General features: G+C 71.6%; 7 protein-coding genes. All 7 read right to left on the reverse strand.

Annotated elements, in window-relative coordinates; all coding sequences use genetic code 11:
* The 7 genes from VXM69_RS12335 to VXM69_RS12365 all read right to left on the reverse strand — a co-directional run bounded on the left by VXM69_RS12335 (position 1) and on the right by VXM69_RS12365 (position 16,982).
* Positions 1–264, reverse strand: a complete 264-nt coding sequence (locus VXM69_RS12335; RefSeq protein WP_124607646.1) for a hypothetical protein — start codon at positions 262–264, stop codon at positions 1–3.
* Positions 264–2,384 carry a TonB-dependent siderophore receptor gene (locus VXM69_RS12340; RefSeq protein ID WP_367189240.1) on the reverse strand — a complete coding sequence of 707 codons (2,121 nt, stop codon included), beginning with the start codon at positions 2,382–2,384 and terminating at the stop codon, positions 264–266. The genes VXM69_RS12335 and VXM69_RS12340 overlap by 1 nt, the downstream gene beginning before the upstream one ends.
* 211 nt (positions 2,385–2,595) lie before the next feature.
* The gene (locus tag VXM69_RS12345) at positions 2,596–4,371 is read right to left on the reverse strand and encodes an ABC transporter ATP-binding protein (protein ID WP_367188681.1); all 1,776 of its coding nucleotides are present in this window, start codon (positions 4,369–4,371) and stop codon (positions 2,596–2,598) included.
* A complete protein-coding gene (locus tag VXM69_RS12350) occupies positions 4,368–6,092 on the reverse strand; it encodes an ABC transporter ATP-binding protein (RefSeq protein ID WP_367188682.1) in 1,725 nt (574 codons plus the stop codon). Before VXM69_RS12350 ends, VXM69_RS12345 begins: the two co-directional genes overlap by 4 nt.
* Positions 6,089–7,141, reverse strand: a complete 1,053-nt coding sequence (locus VXM69_RS12355; RefSeq protein WP_059556864.1) for a Gfo/Idh/MocA family oxidoreductase — start codon at positions 7,139–7,141, stop codon at positions 6,089–6,091. Before VXM69_RS12355 ends, VXM69_RS12350 begins: the two co-directional genes overlap by 4 nt.
* Positions 7,138–12,615, reverse strand: a complete 5,478-nt coding sequence (locus VXM69_RS12360) for an amino acid adenylation domain-containing protein (RefSeq protein WP_367188683.1) — start codon at positions 12,613–12,615, stop codon at positions 7,138–7,140. Before VXM69_RS12360 ends, VXM69_RS12355 begins: the two co-directional genes overlap by 4 nt.
* The gene (locus VXM69_RS12365) at positions 12,612–16,982 is read right to left on the reverse strand and encodes an amino acid adenylation domain-containing protein (protein ID WP_367188684.1); all 4,371 of its coding nucleotides are present in this window, start codon (positions 16,980–16,982) and stop codon (positions 12,612–12,614) included. Before VXM69_RS12365 ends, VXM69_RS12360 begins: the two co-directional genes overlap by 4 nt.
* Positions 16,983–17,100: the final 118 nt, after the last annotated feature.

Below are 17,100 nucleotides of genomic sequence, written 5' to 3' on the forward strand. Positions count from 1 at the left end.
TCAGCGCCCTCCCCAGAACAGCGCGCACGGCACCAGCACCGCGAGCCACACACCCGCGCGCCACACCGCCTGCCGCGGCCCGGGCGCGACGAGCATCCACAGCAGCGCGGCCACGCTCGCGGCGAACGTCAGCAACACGGCCGCATAGAGCCGGTTCAGGCCGTCGGCCGGGTAATGACGGGCCAGCGTGACCGCGAGCGCCACCGCGCCCGGCAGCACGCCGCCGATCGCGATCGCCGAGCGCGTGCCCCAGCCGGGCGCCATCAGAACTGCCCGCGCACGGTCAGCATCACGTTGCGCGGTTCTCCGTAGCGGTTGTTCCAGCCCGGCTGGCTCAGGCTCAGGTAATACTGGCGGTCGAACAGGTTGTTGACGTTGAGCGCGGCGCTCCAGTGCTTGTCGTAGCGGTAGCCGAGCCGCACGCTCGCGAGCGCGTAGCCGCCCTGGCTCATCGTCACGCCGTTGGCCTGCGCCGAGTAGCTGCTCTGCACCTGCAGGCCGCCGCCGACGCTCCAGCGCCGCTCCTGCCACGGCAGGTCATAGTTGGTCCACAGTCGGAACAGGTGGCGCGGGTTCAGCAGCGGCGCGAACGTGCCCGCGTTCGCGAGGTTGTCCGCGTAGCGCATCGTGTCGTACGTGTAGCTCGCCCACACGCTCCACCACGGCGTGATGCGGCCGTTCGCCTCGAACTCGAAGCCCTGGCTGCGCACGCTGCCGCCGTTCACGTAATAGCAGCTCGGCCCCGCGCACGGATGCGCGATGTCGACCTGCGGGTTGTTGTCGAGATCGATGCGGAACGCCGCGAGCGACACGTTGAGCTTGCCGCCGGCCAGTTCGCCCTTCACGCCCGTCTCGTAGGTGCGCCCCTTCACCGGCGTCAGGATGCCGCCGCCCCACATCAACTTGGTCTGCGGCTGGAACACTTCCGCGTAGCTCGCGTACCACGACCAGTCGCGCGCGAAATCCCAGATCAGACCGCCGTAAGGCGTGAACTGGTGACCGGTGTTGTAGTGCGCGCCGAGGCTGTCCTGGTTCCACCAGCTCATCCGGCCGCCGAGCACGAGCGTGACGGGTTCCGCGAGCTTGATGCGGCCGAGCCCGTAGACGCCCTTCTGCGAAATGTCGTTCTGCTGCGACTGCTGGTACGGCCCGATGCCGGGCTCGGGCACGCTGCCCGGGTTCCAGCGGTACACGTTCACCGGCGTACCCGACACGTTGCCGAGCAGCGGCGCCGTCATCTGCCCGCTGCTGCTGTTCGCGTAGGTGATGCCGAACAGCAGGTCGTGCGTGAGCCCGAACGCATGCACGGGGCCCTGCACGTTCGCGTCGAGGCTGCGGCTGTAGCTGCTGAACTGGTACGCGCTGCCCGTCAGCCGGCCGCCCGCGCCGGTCGCCGGATCGATCGCGCCGAACGAGCCCGCGTACTTCAGGTCCGAGCGCACGCTCTGGTACTCGCCGCTCACTTTCGCTTTCCAGCCGGCGCCGAGCTTCTGCTCGACCGACGCGAATGCGCGCGTCGTGTCCCAGTTGAAGCGGCCCCATGCGGTGTCGAGGAACGTCGAGCGCGACAGGCCGAGGCTCGACCCGTCGCGCGCCATCGGCACGCCGGACATGTCGGGAATCGACGACGTCGTCTGGTACTGCGCGCCGAACGTGAGCAGCGAGTCGCGCGTCAGGTCGACTTCCGTGACGCTGTAGATCGAACGCGTGTCCTGCTTCGCGTGGTCGTAGAAGAAGTGACGATCCTCGTATGCGGCGACGAGCCGGCTGCGTACGGTGCCGGCCGCGTTGAGCGGTCCGCCGATGTCGGCTTCCGCGCGATAGCGGTCCCAGCTGCCGATGCTCACGGACGCGTTCGCGGAGAACCGGTACTGCGGCCGCTTGCGCACCAGGTTGACCGTCGCGGCCGGATTGCCCGAGCCGTGCAGCAGCCCGTTCGCGCCACGCAGGATTTCCACGCGCTCGTACACCGACATGTCCTGCGGCGCGCTCGCCATGTCGCCGATCACGACCGGCACGCCGTCGAATTCGAACGAGTCGACCTTGAAGCCGCGCACGAAATACGCGGTGGTCAGCAACACGTACGGCTGCACGGTCACACCGGCCGACTGCTGCATCACCTCGTCGAGCGAATACAGGTTCTGCTGCTCGATCCGCTCGCGCGTCGTCACGCTGACCGACTGCGGAATCTCCCGCAATGCGAGCGGCAGCTTGCCGACCGTCGCGACCGACGGATCGTCGGCCACGCCGCGCGACGCGTTCACCGAAATTGCCTTCAGCTCGCTCGCCGCCGGCTGTGCGGCGGCCGCTTCCTTCCGGATCTCCGTGCCGGCCGGCGGCGCCGTCTCGGCGAACGCGGCCGCCGGATGCGCCGCGATCAGCAGGCCGAGATACAGCGACGGCCGCCAGCGCCGCCGCCCCGAACGGGCGACGTGCGCGCCCTTCATCACCGATCTCCCAGGTTCCCGTACCTCGTACCGCATCACGCCCCCGTATTTGATAATCATTCTCATTATCAAATAGAACCGGCAGGCGATTTTTCGATCGAGGGGCTTTTCCTATCGATTCCGGGCACGGCGGCCCGCATTGTTCACGTCAGTGTGCGGATTCGGCCGGCCGGGCTTCCTGACCTGCGCCTGCGCCTGCGCCGACATACGATGCGTCGTCGTGCGGGCGTCCCGCGCGGGCGAAGGTCGCGTACCACGCATCCGCTTCCACGAGCTGCGCATGCGTGCCGGTCGCCCGTACGCGGCCCCCCTCGAGCACGACGATCGTATCGGCGGCCGCCGCGAGCGCCGGCTGGTGCGTGACGACGATGCGCGTGCGCTGCCCGCGCAGCGCGACGAGGCTGTCGCGCACGCGCCGCGCGCCGAATTCGTCGAGGCTCGCGGTCGGCTCGTCGAACATCAGCACCGGTGCCCGCGCCAGCAACGCACGTGCGAGGCAGGCTCGCTGGCGCTGCCCGCCGGACAGCAGCTGGCCGCCGGGCCCGACGTCGGTGTCGAGCCCGTCCGGCAGCCGCTCGGCGTCGCGCAGCAGGCCGACCGCGTCCAGCGCGGCGCGCAGTTCGGCGTCGGTCGCGTCCGGACGCCCCATCCGCACGTTCCATGCAAGGCTGCCGCGAAACAGCGCGTTGTCCTGGAACACGAGGTTGCGCGTCGCCGCGAGCGTCGCTTCGCTCAGGTGCCGCACGTCGGCGCGGCCGAGCAGCACGCGCCCGGTGCCCGGATCGTCGAGCCGCGCGAGCAGGCCGAGCAGCGTGCTCTTGCCGGCGCCCGTCGGGCCGACGATCGCGACGAAACCGCCGGCCGGGCAATGGAGGTCGATGCCGTCGAGCAGCGTTGCGCCGCTGGCGGACCGGTAGCCGACACGCATCGCGTCGACGCTCGCATCGCGTACCGGCGTGCCGCGCTCGGGGCTGTCGAAACGCGGCGCGTGCAGCACCGCGAGCACCGTGTCGAGCGCGCGCCAGCCGCCGCGCAGCGCCTGGTCGAGCTGCGTGAGGTGCGCAAGCGGCTCGATGAAGCGCACGAGCAGCACGAGCACCGCGACGGCCGTCGCCGCATCGAGCCGGCCCGCCGCGACGGCCCACGTGCCGCCCAGCAGCATCGCGACGAACACGCCCTGCACCGCGCCCGCGAAACCCAGCTCGATCGGCAGCGAGCGCCGCATCAGCGCACGCGTGCGGCGATGCTGCTCGTCGAACGCGCGCTGCAACGCCGCGCGCGCGTCGCCCTCGCGGCCCGCGAAGCGCAGCAGCCCCTGATGCGCGGCGAAGGTCTGGAGCTGCACGGCCATGTCGCGCTCGCCGGCCGCGCGCGCCTGCTCGAACGCGAGCGTGCGCGTGCCGCCGCGTTCGAGCAGCGCGAACAGCAGCACGGCCGCGGCCGCGAGGCACGACGCGATGCGCCAGTCGATCCACGCGAGCCCCGCGACGACCGCGAGCGGCGTGACGACCGCGGCGATCAGCGGCCCCAGCAGGTGCGCGGGCATCCCCATTGCCTGCATGACCGGGCCGCGCAGCAGCCCGGCCGGATGACTGTCGCGCACGGCCTGCCGGGACGCGATGCGCGGCAGGTGCCGCACGAGGCGATCGACGAGCCCGGCCGCGAGCGCGCCGCCCGCGCGATAGCCGCCGCGTTGCGCGACGTACATCACGAGCGCGTGGCACAGCGTCAGCGCGCCGAGCGCGATCGTCCAGCGCAGTGCGGCCGCATGCGCGCCGGCAAACCACGCGCGGATCAGCGGCACGAGCAGCAGCCCGCAGGCGCCGTCGAGCAGCGCGGCGGCCACCGCCCAGCCGACACCGCGCCGCAGCGCGCGGCGGGTTTCGGGCGGCAGACACTGCAAACGTTTGAGCGACTTCATCATCGTGCGGCCTCCTCGCCCGCGGCATCGCGTTCGCGCCACAGCCGCGCATACAGGCCGCGCGCGGCCAGCAGCGCGGCATGCGTGCCGCGCTCGACGATGCGGCCGCGATCCATCACGAGGATCTGGTCCGCGTGCCGGATCGCGTCGAGATCGTGGCTGACGATCACGCGCGTGCGCCGGTCGCCGCGCAGCGCATTGCGCAACGCGCGCGCGGTTTGCGGATCGAGCGCCGAGCCCGGTTCGTCGAGCAGCAGCAACGGCGCGGGCGACAGCAGCGCGCGCGCGATCGACAGGCGTTGCAGTTCGCCGCCGGACAAACGCACGTCACGCCCGCACACGCAGTCGTAGCCGCCCGGCAACGCGTCGATGCGTTCGTCGAGACAGGCCGCGCGCGCGGCGGCGCGAATCGCGTCGCGATCGGCATCGGGCCGGTAGAGCGCGATGTTCGCGGCAATCGACACGTCGAGCGCGGTGGCTTGCTGGAACACCATCGCGACCTGCGCACGCCGCGTATCCGGCGCGAGCAGCCGCAGATCGGCACCGCCGAGCCGCACCGTGCCGCGATCCGGATCCATGAAGCGCGCGAGCAGCATCAGCAGCGTGCTCTTGCCCGCGCCCGACGGCCCGACGATCGCAGTGACCGCGCCGGCCGCGATCGTCGCGTCGATGTCGTGCAGGATCGGCGTGCCGTCGAGGTCGACACTCACGCCGCGCAGTTCGACCGACGCATCGCGCGGCACCTGCGCCGCGCCGTCGGCGGGCTCGGACAGGCCTGGCTGCGCGAGCAACGCAGCCAGGCGCGCGGCGGCCGCGCGCGCTTCGCGCAATGCATCGGCGCCATGGCCGAGCGCGCGCACCGGCGCCGCGACCGCCCAGATCAACAGCGCGAACGCGCACAGTTCGCCGACCGGCAACCGGCCGGCCGTCAGCCACGTCGCGCCGAACACGACCCAGGCGAGCAGAAACGGCGTGCCGAGCAGCACCTGCGTGCAGGCGCCGGGCCCGCCGACGCGGCCGACCCATGCCGAAAATGTCCGATCGAAACGCGCGGTCGACGCCAGCGCGGCCGCCTCGATGCCCGCGCCCGGATACTGCCGCACGAGCGCCGGGTTCTGCGCGAGTTGCGCATAGTCGCCCATCAGGGTTTCGAGCGCCGTGTTGCGTGCCGCGACGGCCGGCGCGAACCGCGCCGACCGCATCCAGCGGAACAGCGCGGCGCCGGCCAGAAGCGGCACCAGTGCAAACGCGAGCAGTGCGGGATTCAGGTAAAGCAGGCTCGCCAGCGCCGCGCACGGCACGACGACGAGCTGCGTGACGTCGGCCGGCGCATGCGCGACGAGCTGGTGCAGCGCGCGCACGTCCTGATCGACGTGACGCGCGACACGATCGCTGCCCGCGCGGGCGAACCAGCCGAGCGGCAAACGCTGCAGATGATCGGCGAGCCGCTTGCGCAAGCGATCGCCCAGATCGGCGTCGACGCGATGCGTCAGGTGCAGCGCGACCGTCTGGCCGCCGAGCCAGCACACGCCGGCGACCACGGCCGCGACGAGCCAGCCGCGTGCCGTCGCGTCGAGCGCCTGCGACCCGCGCCATGCGTCGGCGATCCGGGCGAGCGCGAGCCATGGCACGAGCGACGCGACACCCGCGAGCGCCTGCAACACGACCGCCGCCGCGAGCGGCACGGCAAACGGCCGCAACATCGAACGCAACGGCCCCTTCATGCGGCACGCTCCAGCAGCATGCCGAGCGTCGCCGCGCACGCATCGCCCGGCGGCTGCGCCGGGAAGCCGAGTTGCGCGGTCAACTGCTGCCAGACGCGCGTCACGTCGATGCTGCGCTGGTTATGCGCCGGCAGCCCTTCCCCGGACACGAGCCGGTCGACCGCGCGCACGGCCGCCTGCGGCCAGCAGCGCGAATGAATCTCGCCCCACGTGTCCTGCGCGTCGTCGCAGATCTGGAGGCTCGGCATGTCATCGCCCGCCGAGTCGCCGAAGATCGGGAACAGCCCGTCCTCGGCCATCGCCGGTTCGCGCAGCGCGGGCGCCCACCACAGCGGCCCGTGCGGCGAGGCGAGCGTCCAGGTGCCGGCGTCCGTCGTCAGCGTGATGCCGAACAACAGGCTCATGCGGCCGTCGTCGGCCGCCGCCATCTCGTTGTGCACGCGCAGCGATACCGGCGTTTCGGCCAGCACCATCGCGCATTCGCGCATCGACGACAGCGCCGGCCCGATCGGCTCGACCGACCAGGGCCCGACGCCCTGCAGCGCGGCCGCCAGCACGTCGAGCGCCGCGTAGCTCGCCTGCACCGAGCACACGACGTCCGCGTGCACGGGAGCACTCGTGTCGCGCAAGCGGCGCGCGACCGCGATGAAGCGCGCGACGACGGGCAGGTTCGGATAGAAGCTGTTCAGCAGGCAGCGGCGGCCGTGGCGCGACGCGGCGCGCAGCACGGTATCCCATTCGTCGGGCAGCAGCGGATGCTCGATCACGACGTCGATCCCGCGTTCGAGCAGCCGGCACGCGAGCGCGGCCCCTTCCGCGCCGCGCGCCGCGCCGCCCACCGCGACGCAGGCGACACGCACGTCGTCCGGCAGCGCCTCCGGGCAATCGAACACCGGTGCGCCGACGCGGGCGGCCAGTGCGGCGGTACGCGCGCTGCCGCGGCCGAGCAAGCCCGCGACGCGATACGAACCGGACGCCGCGAGGCCCGCCGCGTAGAACTGGCCGAAGCGGGAGCCGGCCACGACGACCGGCAGCGGGTGAACCTTCATCGTGCCTCCTTCAGGCGGGTGTCGACGAACGCGGCGTTCAGGCAGTCGAAATGACCGCCGGGGATGTCGGCGGCCGTGATGCCGCCGAGCGCCTGCGCCGTCCAGTACTCGGTGAGCGCCGCGCGCTGCTGCGGAATCAGCGGGTTGCAGCGCTCGGGCACGAACAGCCGCAATGCGCCCGCATACGGCGCATCGCCGGCCCAATGGCTCGCCTGCACGGAATGCATGAAGAGCCGGTACAGCCGTTCGCGCTCGTCGAGCAGCGGATGCGCGACGTCGTCCTGCATCGACAGGCCGGCCGCCGCGCGCAGCACGCGCCGGCGCAACTCGTCGAGCGGCTCGCAGCGATCGCCGAAGATCTCGAGCTGCGCCTGCAGGCTGCCGGGCGCGAGCCGCGTGGTGTCGGCCTTCAACGCGTCGGCGAGCGCATCGGCGAGCACGTACGTTTCCGGAAAGCCGAGCGCGTCGAGCGGCAGCCCGAGCGTCGCCGCGAAGTTGAACAGCACGAGCCGTTCGTCCTCGATCAGGTAGGGAATGCGGTAGCTCGACACGATGTCGAGCGTGCGCACCGCGACGCCGAGCTGCACCAGCGATTTCGCCATTTCGAGTGCGACGAGCCCGCCCGAGCAGTAGCCGAGCACGTCGACCTCGCGCACGCCGCTGCGCCACAGCGCATCCGCATAGCGCCGGCCGAGCGTCGCGTTCAGGTGACGCGCCGGCAGGTCGAGATAGTCCTGCGCGTCGCGCACCGCGAAGCCGAGCACCGGGCCGAGCCGCGCGAGTGCCGGCAGTGCCGGACGATAGGCATGCACGGTGCCGAGCCCTTCGTGCACGATCACGCGCGGCACGCCGTCGCCCGGCGCGAGCGGAATCGGCCGCACGTCGGCGCGCACGCGCGGCGCGGGTGCGTGGACGACGGACGACGGCTGCATCGCGCGCGGTGCGGCCGCGCCGGCCGGCGATACGGCGGCCGACGGTTGCGTCTGCGCTTCGCGCAGGCAACGGGCGAACGCCGCCGGCGTCGGCTGCGCGAGCACCCAGCGCAGCAGCCGGTCGAACGGATGCGCCTGCGCGAGCGGCTCCTCGCCACGCAGCCGCGACACGAGTTGCGCGATCAGCAGCGAATCGCCGCCGGCGGCGAAGAAATCCTGATCCGGCGTGACGTTGCGCGTATCGAGCACCGTCTCCCACCATCCGATCAATCGCGCCAGCAGCGGATCGGCGGCGGGTGTCTGCGCCGGCCGAACCGCCGCCGGTTCCGGCTCGCGAATGTCGGCAATGCCGGCCAGCGTCCGGCGGTCGATCTTGCCGTTCGCGGTCACGGGCAGTCGCTCGAGCACGCGCAGTTGCGACGGCACCATGTAGCCCGGCACGCGCTCGGCAACGAACGACAGCAGCGCATCCGGCGCGATGCGGGCCGCGCCGCGCTTCACGTGCGCGAGCAGGATGTCGTAGCCCAGCGCGTCGAGCGGCGAGCCGGCCGTCACGCAGCCGAGTGCGCGATCGCCGTCGTCCCCCTGCAGCCATTCGAGCCACTGCGCGCGCGGTACGAACAGCCGGCACGACCCGGCCCGCGCATCGCGCGGCGTCTCCATCATCAGCCCCTGGCTGATGCTGATCTCCGGATGCTCGGCCGTCAGTTCCTGGATCACCCACCATGCATCGGCCGCCGACAGCGCGCGCAATCCGGCGATCAGTGCAACCGTGTCGCGCGCGTTGTTCAGCGCGCCGGAGCTGATCGTCATGTCGATCGAATGCGGCGCGATGCCCTGCGCGTCGAGCGCTGCATTCAAGTCGAAACGCACGAACCGCATCCACGGATACGCGGCGAAGCGCTCGCGCGCGGCCGCGAGAAAGTAGCTCGACACGTCGCTGAACAGGTAGTCGATCCGCGTGCCCGCTTCGACCAGCGGCGCGAGCGCATCCACGATCGCGCGCGTCGCGGCGGCCGTTCCCGCGCCGATCTCGAGGATGCGCCACATACGGCGCGGCTCGCGCGCGACGATCTCGCGCACGGCTTGCGCCATCCCGCGATGCAGCGCATGCGCGTGTTCGCCGTTGCTGTACATCGCTTCGGCGATATGCGACGCGCCTTCGGGGAACATCAGGCCGGCCGGCGAAACCGTGCCGTCCACCTGTACGTCCAGGCAGCCCGCGCTGTCGCGGAAGTAGTCGATGAGGACCGGCGGCCACAGCTCGGGCGATGCATGCAGCGCGAACGCATCCCAGCATGCGTGCGCGTCGGCATGGCTGGCGTCGGACCGTCTACGCCAGCCGCCTTCGGCATCCGCGTGCAGCACGCCGTGCGTCACGAGCATCGCGAGCCAGTGGCGCAGCAGATGCTGCCGCGCCGGCGGCACGCGCAGCCGCTCGCACAGCGTCGCGAAACCGGTTGCGTCGTCGGCCGTCAAGCCGCCTGCCGGTACGATCCACGCGGCCAGCGACGCCACGCATGCCGTTTCGAGTTGCTCGACCGACCGCGCCACGTCCGCTTGCGCGGGCCAGCGCACGGCGTCGAACGCAGCGCGTACCGGTGCCGCGATCTCGTGAAGGGCGGGGTCGTGCGCCGACGGGTCAGGCGTCGCACCCTGCAGCGACACGAAGCTCGCCAGCCGGCGCTCGGCGCCCTCGCCGAGCACGATCGTCGCGGCCGCGCCGACCAGCGGATGCGCGGTCAGCGCCGCATCGATCTCGGCCAGCTCGATCCGGTAACCGCGGATCTTCACCTGATCGTCCTGCCGGCCGAGGAATTCGAGCGAACCGTCGGCGCGCACGCGGCCGAGATCGCCGGTGCGATAGAGCCGGCGCCCGTCGCGATGACGGATGAAACGTTCGGCCGTTCGCGCGGGATCGTTCGCATAGCCCGTCGCGAGCCCGACGCCGCCGATATGGATCTCGCCGCGCACGCCGGGCGGGCACGGCCGGCCAAGCACGTCGAGCACTTCCATCGTCTGCCCGGTCAGCGCGCGGCCGTACGGAATGCTGGCGAGCTGCGTGTCCTCCGGGCGGATCGGATGCTCGATCGACCAGATCGACGCTTCGGTCGCGCCGCCGAGACTGAACAGCGCGCTGTCGGGCCAGCGTTTCCACCAGCGGGCCGGCAGCGTCACCGGAATCCAGTCGCCCGACCACAGCACGCGGCGCGGGCCCGGCACGTCGAGCGCCGGTTCGCCCTCGAGGTAATCGATCAGCATCTGCCCTTGTGCGGGCACCGAGTTCCACACCGTCACCGCATGACGTGCCATCAACGCCGCCCAGTGCGACGGATCGTGACCGCGCGCGGGGTCGGGCAGCACGACGCACGCACCGCGCGCGGTCGCGCCGAAGAAGTCGTAGACGGACAAGTCGAAGCTCAGTTCGGCCAGGCCGAGTACCACATCGCCCGCACCGACCGCATGGCGTGCGTTGATGTCGGCGAGCGTGTTGCACACTGCCGCGTGGCTCAGCATCACGCCCTTCGGTTCGCCGGTGGAGCCCGACGTGTAGATCACGTAGGCCAGCGCCGCGCCGTCGACGTCGCACGCGGCGCGCGGCGGCCATTGCGGATCGGCGGGCAACGCATCGGCATCGATGCGCACGCATCCTTCATGCTCGAACTCCAGCGCCCGTACGCTCACGACCGCGCGCACCCGCGCATTGCGCAGGATCGCCTGCCGGCGCAACGCCGGCTGGCGGCTGTCGACCGGCACGTATGCGGCGCCCGCCTGGACGATCGCGAGCACGGCCGCGAGCTGGTGCGCGCACTTCGGCATCAGCACCGCCACCGTGTCGCCCACGCCGACGCCGGCCTGTTCGAGCGCGGTACGCAGCGCCGCCGCATGTTGCGCGACATCGCGGTACGTGCGGGCGCCCTGCGCGTCGATCACGACCGGCGCATCGGGCGTGCGCAGCGCCTGCGCGGCAAACCCGGCCGCGATATGCGTCTCCGTGTCCGGATGCACGTCGGCAACGGGCGCGGCGCACGGCAGCACGATGTCGCCCGCACGCGACCACCATCCGGCATCGTCGGCAAGCCGGCCCAGCAGCGCGACGTACGCGTCGAACATCGCGGTCGGCAAGCCTTCGGGAAACAGATCGTCCCGCACGTCCCAGCCGATCTCCAGCCCGCCGAACTGGTCGGTCACCTGGCAGTCGAGCCACACCTGCGGCGTCTGGCTGATCATGTAGCGCGGCGGTTCCGCCCGGCCCGCCTGCTCGCCGAGCAAGCGGCCGACGCTGCCGATGCCGCTCGTGAACACGACCGGCATCAGCGCCGCCTCCTTGCCGCGCCGCCGCGCGAGTTCGCGCATCACGTCGACGCCGGTGAATGCGCGATGGTCGAGATCGTCGAACATCCGCGCACCGATCGTACGCGCGCGCGCGATGAAATCGCCCCCTTGCGTCACGTCGACGGCGAGCAGGCTCAACGCGGTGAAATCGCCGAGCACCGCGTCGATGCGCGGATGCACCGGCGGACGGTTCAGCACCGTCAGGTTCAGGCAGAACGCCGGCGACTGGCTCCAGCGGCCGACGACTTCCGCGAACGCGGCCAGCGCGACGCTCGCCGCACTCAGCCCGAAACGGCTTGCATGGCCGCTCAGCGCGGCCCATTGCGCGCGGTCAAGCCGCGCATGGCGATGCGTGAAACGCGGACGGGCGTCGGTGCGCATCGCGGGCACGACCGGCAGATCGGGGCGCGCCGGCAGATCGTCGATGCGCGCGAGCCACCAGGCCTTGTCGCGCGCATGATCGGCCCCCGTGCCGGCCTGCGCCTCGTGAGCCACATAGTCGCGAAACGTCGCGTCGAGCGGCGCCGGCTGCCATTGCGGATCGTCGTAACGGCGCCGCCATTCGGCAAGCAGCAGTTGCAGGCTCGCGTAGTCGATCAGCGTGAAATCGACGGACAGGTGCAGCAGCGCGCCATCCGGCCCGAGGCTCACTTCGGGCTGCAGCACGGGCCAGCGGTCGAGCGCATGGACCGCGTGGTCGAGCCGCTCGCGTACCCGCTGCACGTGCGCGTCGAATGCGTGCGCATCGCCGTCGCGCAGGTCGTGCACCGTGAGCCGCTGCCACGGCACGTCGGGCAGCACGCGCTGCCATGCGTTGTCCTCGACGATCGCGCGCAGCATCGGATGCCGCGCCACGCACGCATTCCACGCGGCCTCGAAGCGCACGCAGTCGAGATCCTGCCGCTCGTCGTATTCGACGTACAGATGGCATGCGCTGCCGCCGAACTCGAACGACTCGTGCCGGCCGAGCACGTACGCGGCCTGTACCGGCGTCAGCGCAAACCGTTCATGCTGGCGCGCCGGATCGCCGCGCCACGCGCCGCCCCGCAGGAAGCGGACGAACGCGTCGCGTTCGGCCTTGATGCGCGCGGCCAGGTCCGCGTCGAGCGCGCCGGCCGGTGCGCGATAGCGCAGCTGACCGCCGTCGTCGCACCACAATTCGATCTGCCGTTCGCGGCAGAGATCGAGTACGTCGTCGAAGCTCACAGCACGCCCTCCTCGATCGTCGCGACCGATGCGCTGCCGTCCGCCGTGACCGCCGGCGCCACATCGTCGAGCTGGGCGGCAAGACCGGCGAGCGTCGGATCGCGGTAGAACGCGGCCATCCCGATCCGCGCGCCGAGCCGTTCGCGCAATTGCGCGAGCAGGCGCGTCGCCAGCAGACTGTCGCCGCCGAGCGCGAAGAACGTGGCGTCGCGGGCGTTCGCCCGGCAGCCGAGCGCCTGCTCCCAGCACGCGAGCAGCGTCGCATGCCGTTCGTTTGCCGGCACGAACGCGTCATGCGCGGCCGGCGCGTCGCCGAGCGCGCGCGCAAGCGCGTCGCCCACCGCGCGCCGGTCGATCTTGCCGTTCGCGTTGAGCGGCCAGCGCGGCAGGCACCACAGTGCGTCAGGGCGCATCGCGTCCGGCAGCCGGTCGCGCAGCCAGTCTGCCAGCACCGCTTGCGTCGCCGATTCGCCGACACGACGCGCGTCGAGGCATGCAAACGCGGTCGAATACCAGCTTCGGGAGTCGGGCGTGAAGCCGCTCGCCTGCGCGGCAGCGGCGATCGCCTCGGTCGTGAACGGCCGCGGCAACGAGGCATCGCCCGTCACGCTCGCGACGAGTTCGCGCAACGGCGAGTCGCGCAGCACGTCGGCGAACAGCAAACGGCCATCCCGCGCCAGCAACGCGGCCGCGATCCTGAACGTATCGCGCGGATCGTCGCGCAGGTGTGCCGCGGCGAAACTGATCACGCAGTCGAATGCGCCGAGATGACGCGCGGGCAGCAGGGCGTCCTGCAGCGCCTGAAGCGCGGGCCTCGTTCGCGTGAAGCGTGCCTGCGCGGTGTGCAGCAGACCCGGCGACACGTCGAACAGCGTCACGTCGAAACGCGGATCGTCGAGCACGTCGAGGCCCGCGTCGAACGATTGCCCGGCGCGGGCATCGAGCACCGCGACCCGCATCGCGTCCGTGCATGCAGCAGCCTGTGCATCGAGCGCGCCAGCAAACTCGCGCAGCACACGAGCGCCGTCCGGCAAGCGCGTCGCGAATGCAAGCGGCGCGACGCGCGGATCGAGCGCCACGCGCTGCGCGACGGTATCGGGATCGGCTGCGAGCGCGCGCAGCGCCGCCGTCAGGTCGTCCAGGTCGGTTGCATGCCAGCCGAGCCGATCGAGCGCGGCGTCGATCGAGATCGACGCATCGCCTGTCGCGTGCCGGCGCGCATGCAGCGACGGCGGCAGGCTCGCGCCGCCGTCGATCAGCCGATCGGCGACGACGCGTGCAACGGCCGCTTCCGCCTGAACCGTATCGGCCGTGCCCGCATCCGCGAGCGGCGACGGCGCCGCATCGGCCACGCAATCGGCCGGCACGAACGCCGCGACGATGCGCGCGACTTCGCCGTTCGCGACACTGGCACACGCGCCATCGATCCGCGGATGCGCGGCCAGTGCCGCTTCGATCTCGCCCAGTTCGATCCGGTGCCCGCGCACCTTCACCTGCCGGTCCTCGCGCCCCAGGAATTCGAGCGTCCCGTCCGGCCAGTAACGGCCGCGATCGCCGGTGCGATACCAGCGGCCCGACGCATGCTGCACGAAACGCTGCGCGGTCAGCCCGGGATCGTTGCGGTAGCCGCGCGCAAGACTGTCGCCGCCGATCAGCAGTTCGCCCGGCACGTAATCGGGGGCGTCGCGGCCGTCGGCGTCGACCACGCGCCAGGCCTGCCCCGGCAACGGCCGGCCGTATGGAATCGAGCGCCAGTGCGGCGGCACGTCGCGTACCGTCTGCACGTTCGACCAGATGCCGGCTTCGGTCGCGCCGCCGAGCGCGTGGAATGCGCATGCGTCGCCGCAGCGCTCGCGCAGGCGCGCCGGCAGGTCGAGCGCGATCCAGTCGCCGGACAGCAGCGCCGCACGCACGCTGCGGCACGCGTCTTTCGCGACCGGCACGGCCAGCGCCATTTCGAGCAGCGCGGGCGCCGAATTCCATAGCGTCACGCGATGCTGCGCAATCAGTTCGATCCAGCGCGCCGCGTCGCGCGCGTCGTCCTGCGTGGGCAGCACGAGTTCGGCACCCGCGCCCAGCACGCCGAACAGGTCGTACACCGACAGGTCGAAGTCGAGCGCCGACACCGCGAGCAACCGGTCGTCCGCACTCACGCCGAGCAGCGCGTCGATCGCATCGATCGTGTTGACCGCCGCCGCGTGCGTCATCTCGACACCCTTCGGCACGCCCGTCGAGCCGGACGTATAGATCACGTACGCCGTGGCCCGCGGCGCGACCGCGAGCGGTGCGGCCAGCGGCGCATGCCGCATCAGTGCGGCGATGCTCCAATGCGGCACCGGCGCATCCGTGCGCGCCGTGTCGCCGATCACGGCTTTCACGCCCGCCGCGCGCTCGATCAGCGCCTTGCGCGCGGCCGGCTGCGCGATGTCGAGCGGGACGTAGCACGCGCCGGCGGCCAGTACGCCGAACACGGCAGAGACCTGCGCCGGCCCGCGCGGCAGGCTGATCTCGACGGCATCGCCGTGCCCGATCCCGGCCGCGCGCAACCCGCCCGCGATCGCGAGCGCCTGCGCGGCCAGTTCGCCGCGCGTCACGACCTGCCCGCCGCACCGCAACGCGACCGCCGCCGGTTCGCGCGCGGCCCCGGCGAAGAAATCGCGATGCAGCGTGCGCGGCCGGCCGGGCGCGGGCTGCGCGTTGAGCGCCTCGCGCACCCGACGCTGCGCGGACGGCAATTCGACCGCGATCGGCAGCCGCCAGTCGCGATCGCACAGCGCCTGTACGAGCGTGACGTACGCGCCGAACATCGCGTCGACCATCCCGTCCGGAAACAGGCCGTCGACGCTGTCCCACGCGAGCAGCGCGCCGTCCGGCACGCGATAGAGCTGATGATCGAGCCACACCTGCGGCGTCTGCGAAATCATGTCGTGCAGATCGCCGAACACGCGCGCGAACGCCTCGGGCACGAACGGCGCGTCGCCGAGATTGCACGAGAACACGACGGGCGCCGCGCGCGGCGTGCCCTGCCGGCGCGCATCGCGCAGCACGTCGAGCGCCGGATACGCGGCGTGCGCGATCGCGCCGTGCAGCCGCTGCTGGAAAACGCGCACCGCATCGGCCGCGCTCGCGTCGGCCTGCACGTCGCATTCGACGAGCAGCAGCGTCGTGAAATCGGCGATCACGCGGCCGAGATCGGGTGCGTCGCCATGCCGGTCGAACAGCGGCACGTTGAGCAGGAACGCATGGCGGCCGCTCCAGCGTGCGAGCACCGCGGCAAACGCCGCGCCGAACACCGACGACAGCGTCACGCCATGCTGCGCGGCCCGCGCCTGCAGGCGCGCAAGCTCGTCCGTGCTCAGCGTGTGGGCGATGCGGCTGAAGCGCGGCGCGCGGATCGCTTCCGGCGCGCGGGCCAGCGGCAGCGCCGGCCCTTCCGGCAGCGTCGCGAGCTTTGCGTGCCATGCATCGCGCGCCGCGGCCCGCGCGTCGCGCGTATCGGCCGCGCGACGCGCGAGCCAGGCCGGGAACCACGTCGACGGCGCGTCGGGCAACGCCGACGGTTCGGCATACGCGACACCGATCTCCTGCATCAGCAGCCGCACGCTGTCCACGTCGGCCGCGAGCAGGTCGACACTCAACCACACGCGATCCTCGCCGCCGGGCATCTGCACGAGCCCCATCATGAAGACCTGCGCGTGCTCGACATCGAGACATTCGTGCGACCGGAACGCGCGCAGCGACGCCCATTCGGTTTCCGCGTCGGCGGCCGTCTTGCCGCGCCAGTCCGCATGCGCGAGCACCGGCGCGTCCGATGCCGCGAGGATCTGCTGACGACCGCCGGCGAAGCGTGCGCGCAGCATCGGATGACGCTCGCGCACACGCCGGCACGCCGCGTCGAGACGAACGGGATCGAGCGCCTGGCTGCGGAATTCCAGAAACGCGTGGCAGCTCACGTTGCCGAGCACTTCGCCGTCGCCGCGGCCGAGCCAGTACGCCTGCTGCACCGCGGACAGGTCGAACGGCGCGTGCACGTCGACATCCTCGCCCGCGACGTCGGGAGCCGGCCGCGCGACACGCGGCGCATTCGCCAGCAACGCGGCCCACGCGCCGAGCGTCGGCGTGCGCGCGAGCGCATCGAACGTCAGCGCGTAACCGAGACGGTTCACGCGCGTCTGCAGATACATCAGCCGGATCGAATCGAGGCCGCAGCTCAGCAGGTCCTCGTCATCGTCGAGCGATGCGATTTCATCGACGGATTCGTCGAGCAGCCCGGCGATCAACGCAACGAGCTGCGAGCGAAAGTCAGTGGAGGAACAACAGGAAGGATCGGAATGGTCGATACGGGAATCGACAACGGTCTGGCTCATGGGCACGCCTTGTATGGGTCGTTCGATGGCGGATCCGCGCGGTGGCGGCCACCCGTGAATGAGAATCTATCTCATTCACTCCCATGTGCCCGGTCGATTCCTTTAGGCTGCCGGTCAG

Source organism: Burkholderia sp. Ed8 (assembly GCF_040761425.1).
GTDB classification, from domain to species: Bacteria; Pseudomonadota; Gammaproteobacteria; order Burkholderiales; family Burkholderiaceae; genus Burkholderia; species Burkholderia seminalis.

Coding starts and splice junctions, on each gene's coding strand:
- VXM69_RS12335 (WP_124607646.1), bottom strand. CDS start 264: ATGGCGCCCGGCTGGGGCACGCGCTCGGCGATCGCGATCGGCGGCGTG.
- VXM69_RS12345 (WP_367188681.1), bottom strand. CDS start 4,371: ATGATGAAGTCGCTCAAACGTTTGCAGTGTCTGCCGCCCGAAACCCGC.
- VXM69_RS12350 (WP_367188682.1), bottom strand. CDS start 6,092: ATGAAGGGGCCGTTGCGTTCGATGTTGCGGCCGTTTGCCGTGCCGCTC.
- VXM69_RS12355 (WP_059556864.1), bottom strand. CDS start 7,141: ATGAAGGTTCACCCGCTGCCGGTCGTCGTGGCCGGCTCCCGCTTCGGC.
- VXM69_RS12365 (WP_367188684.1), bottom strand. CDS start 16,982: ATGAGCCAGACCGTTGTCGATTCCCGTATCGACCATTCCGATCCTTCC.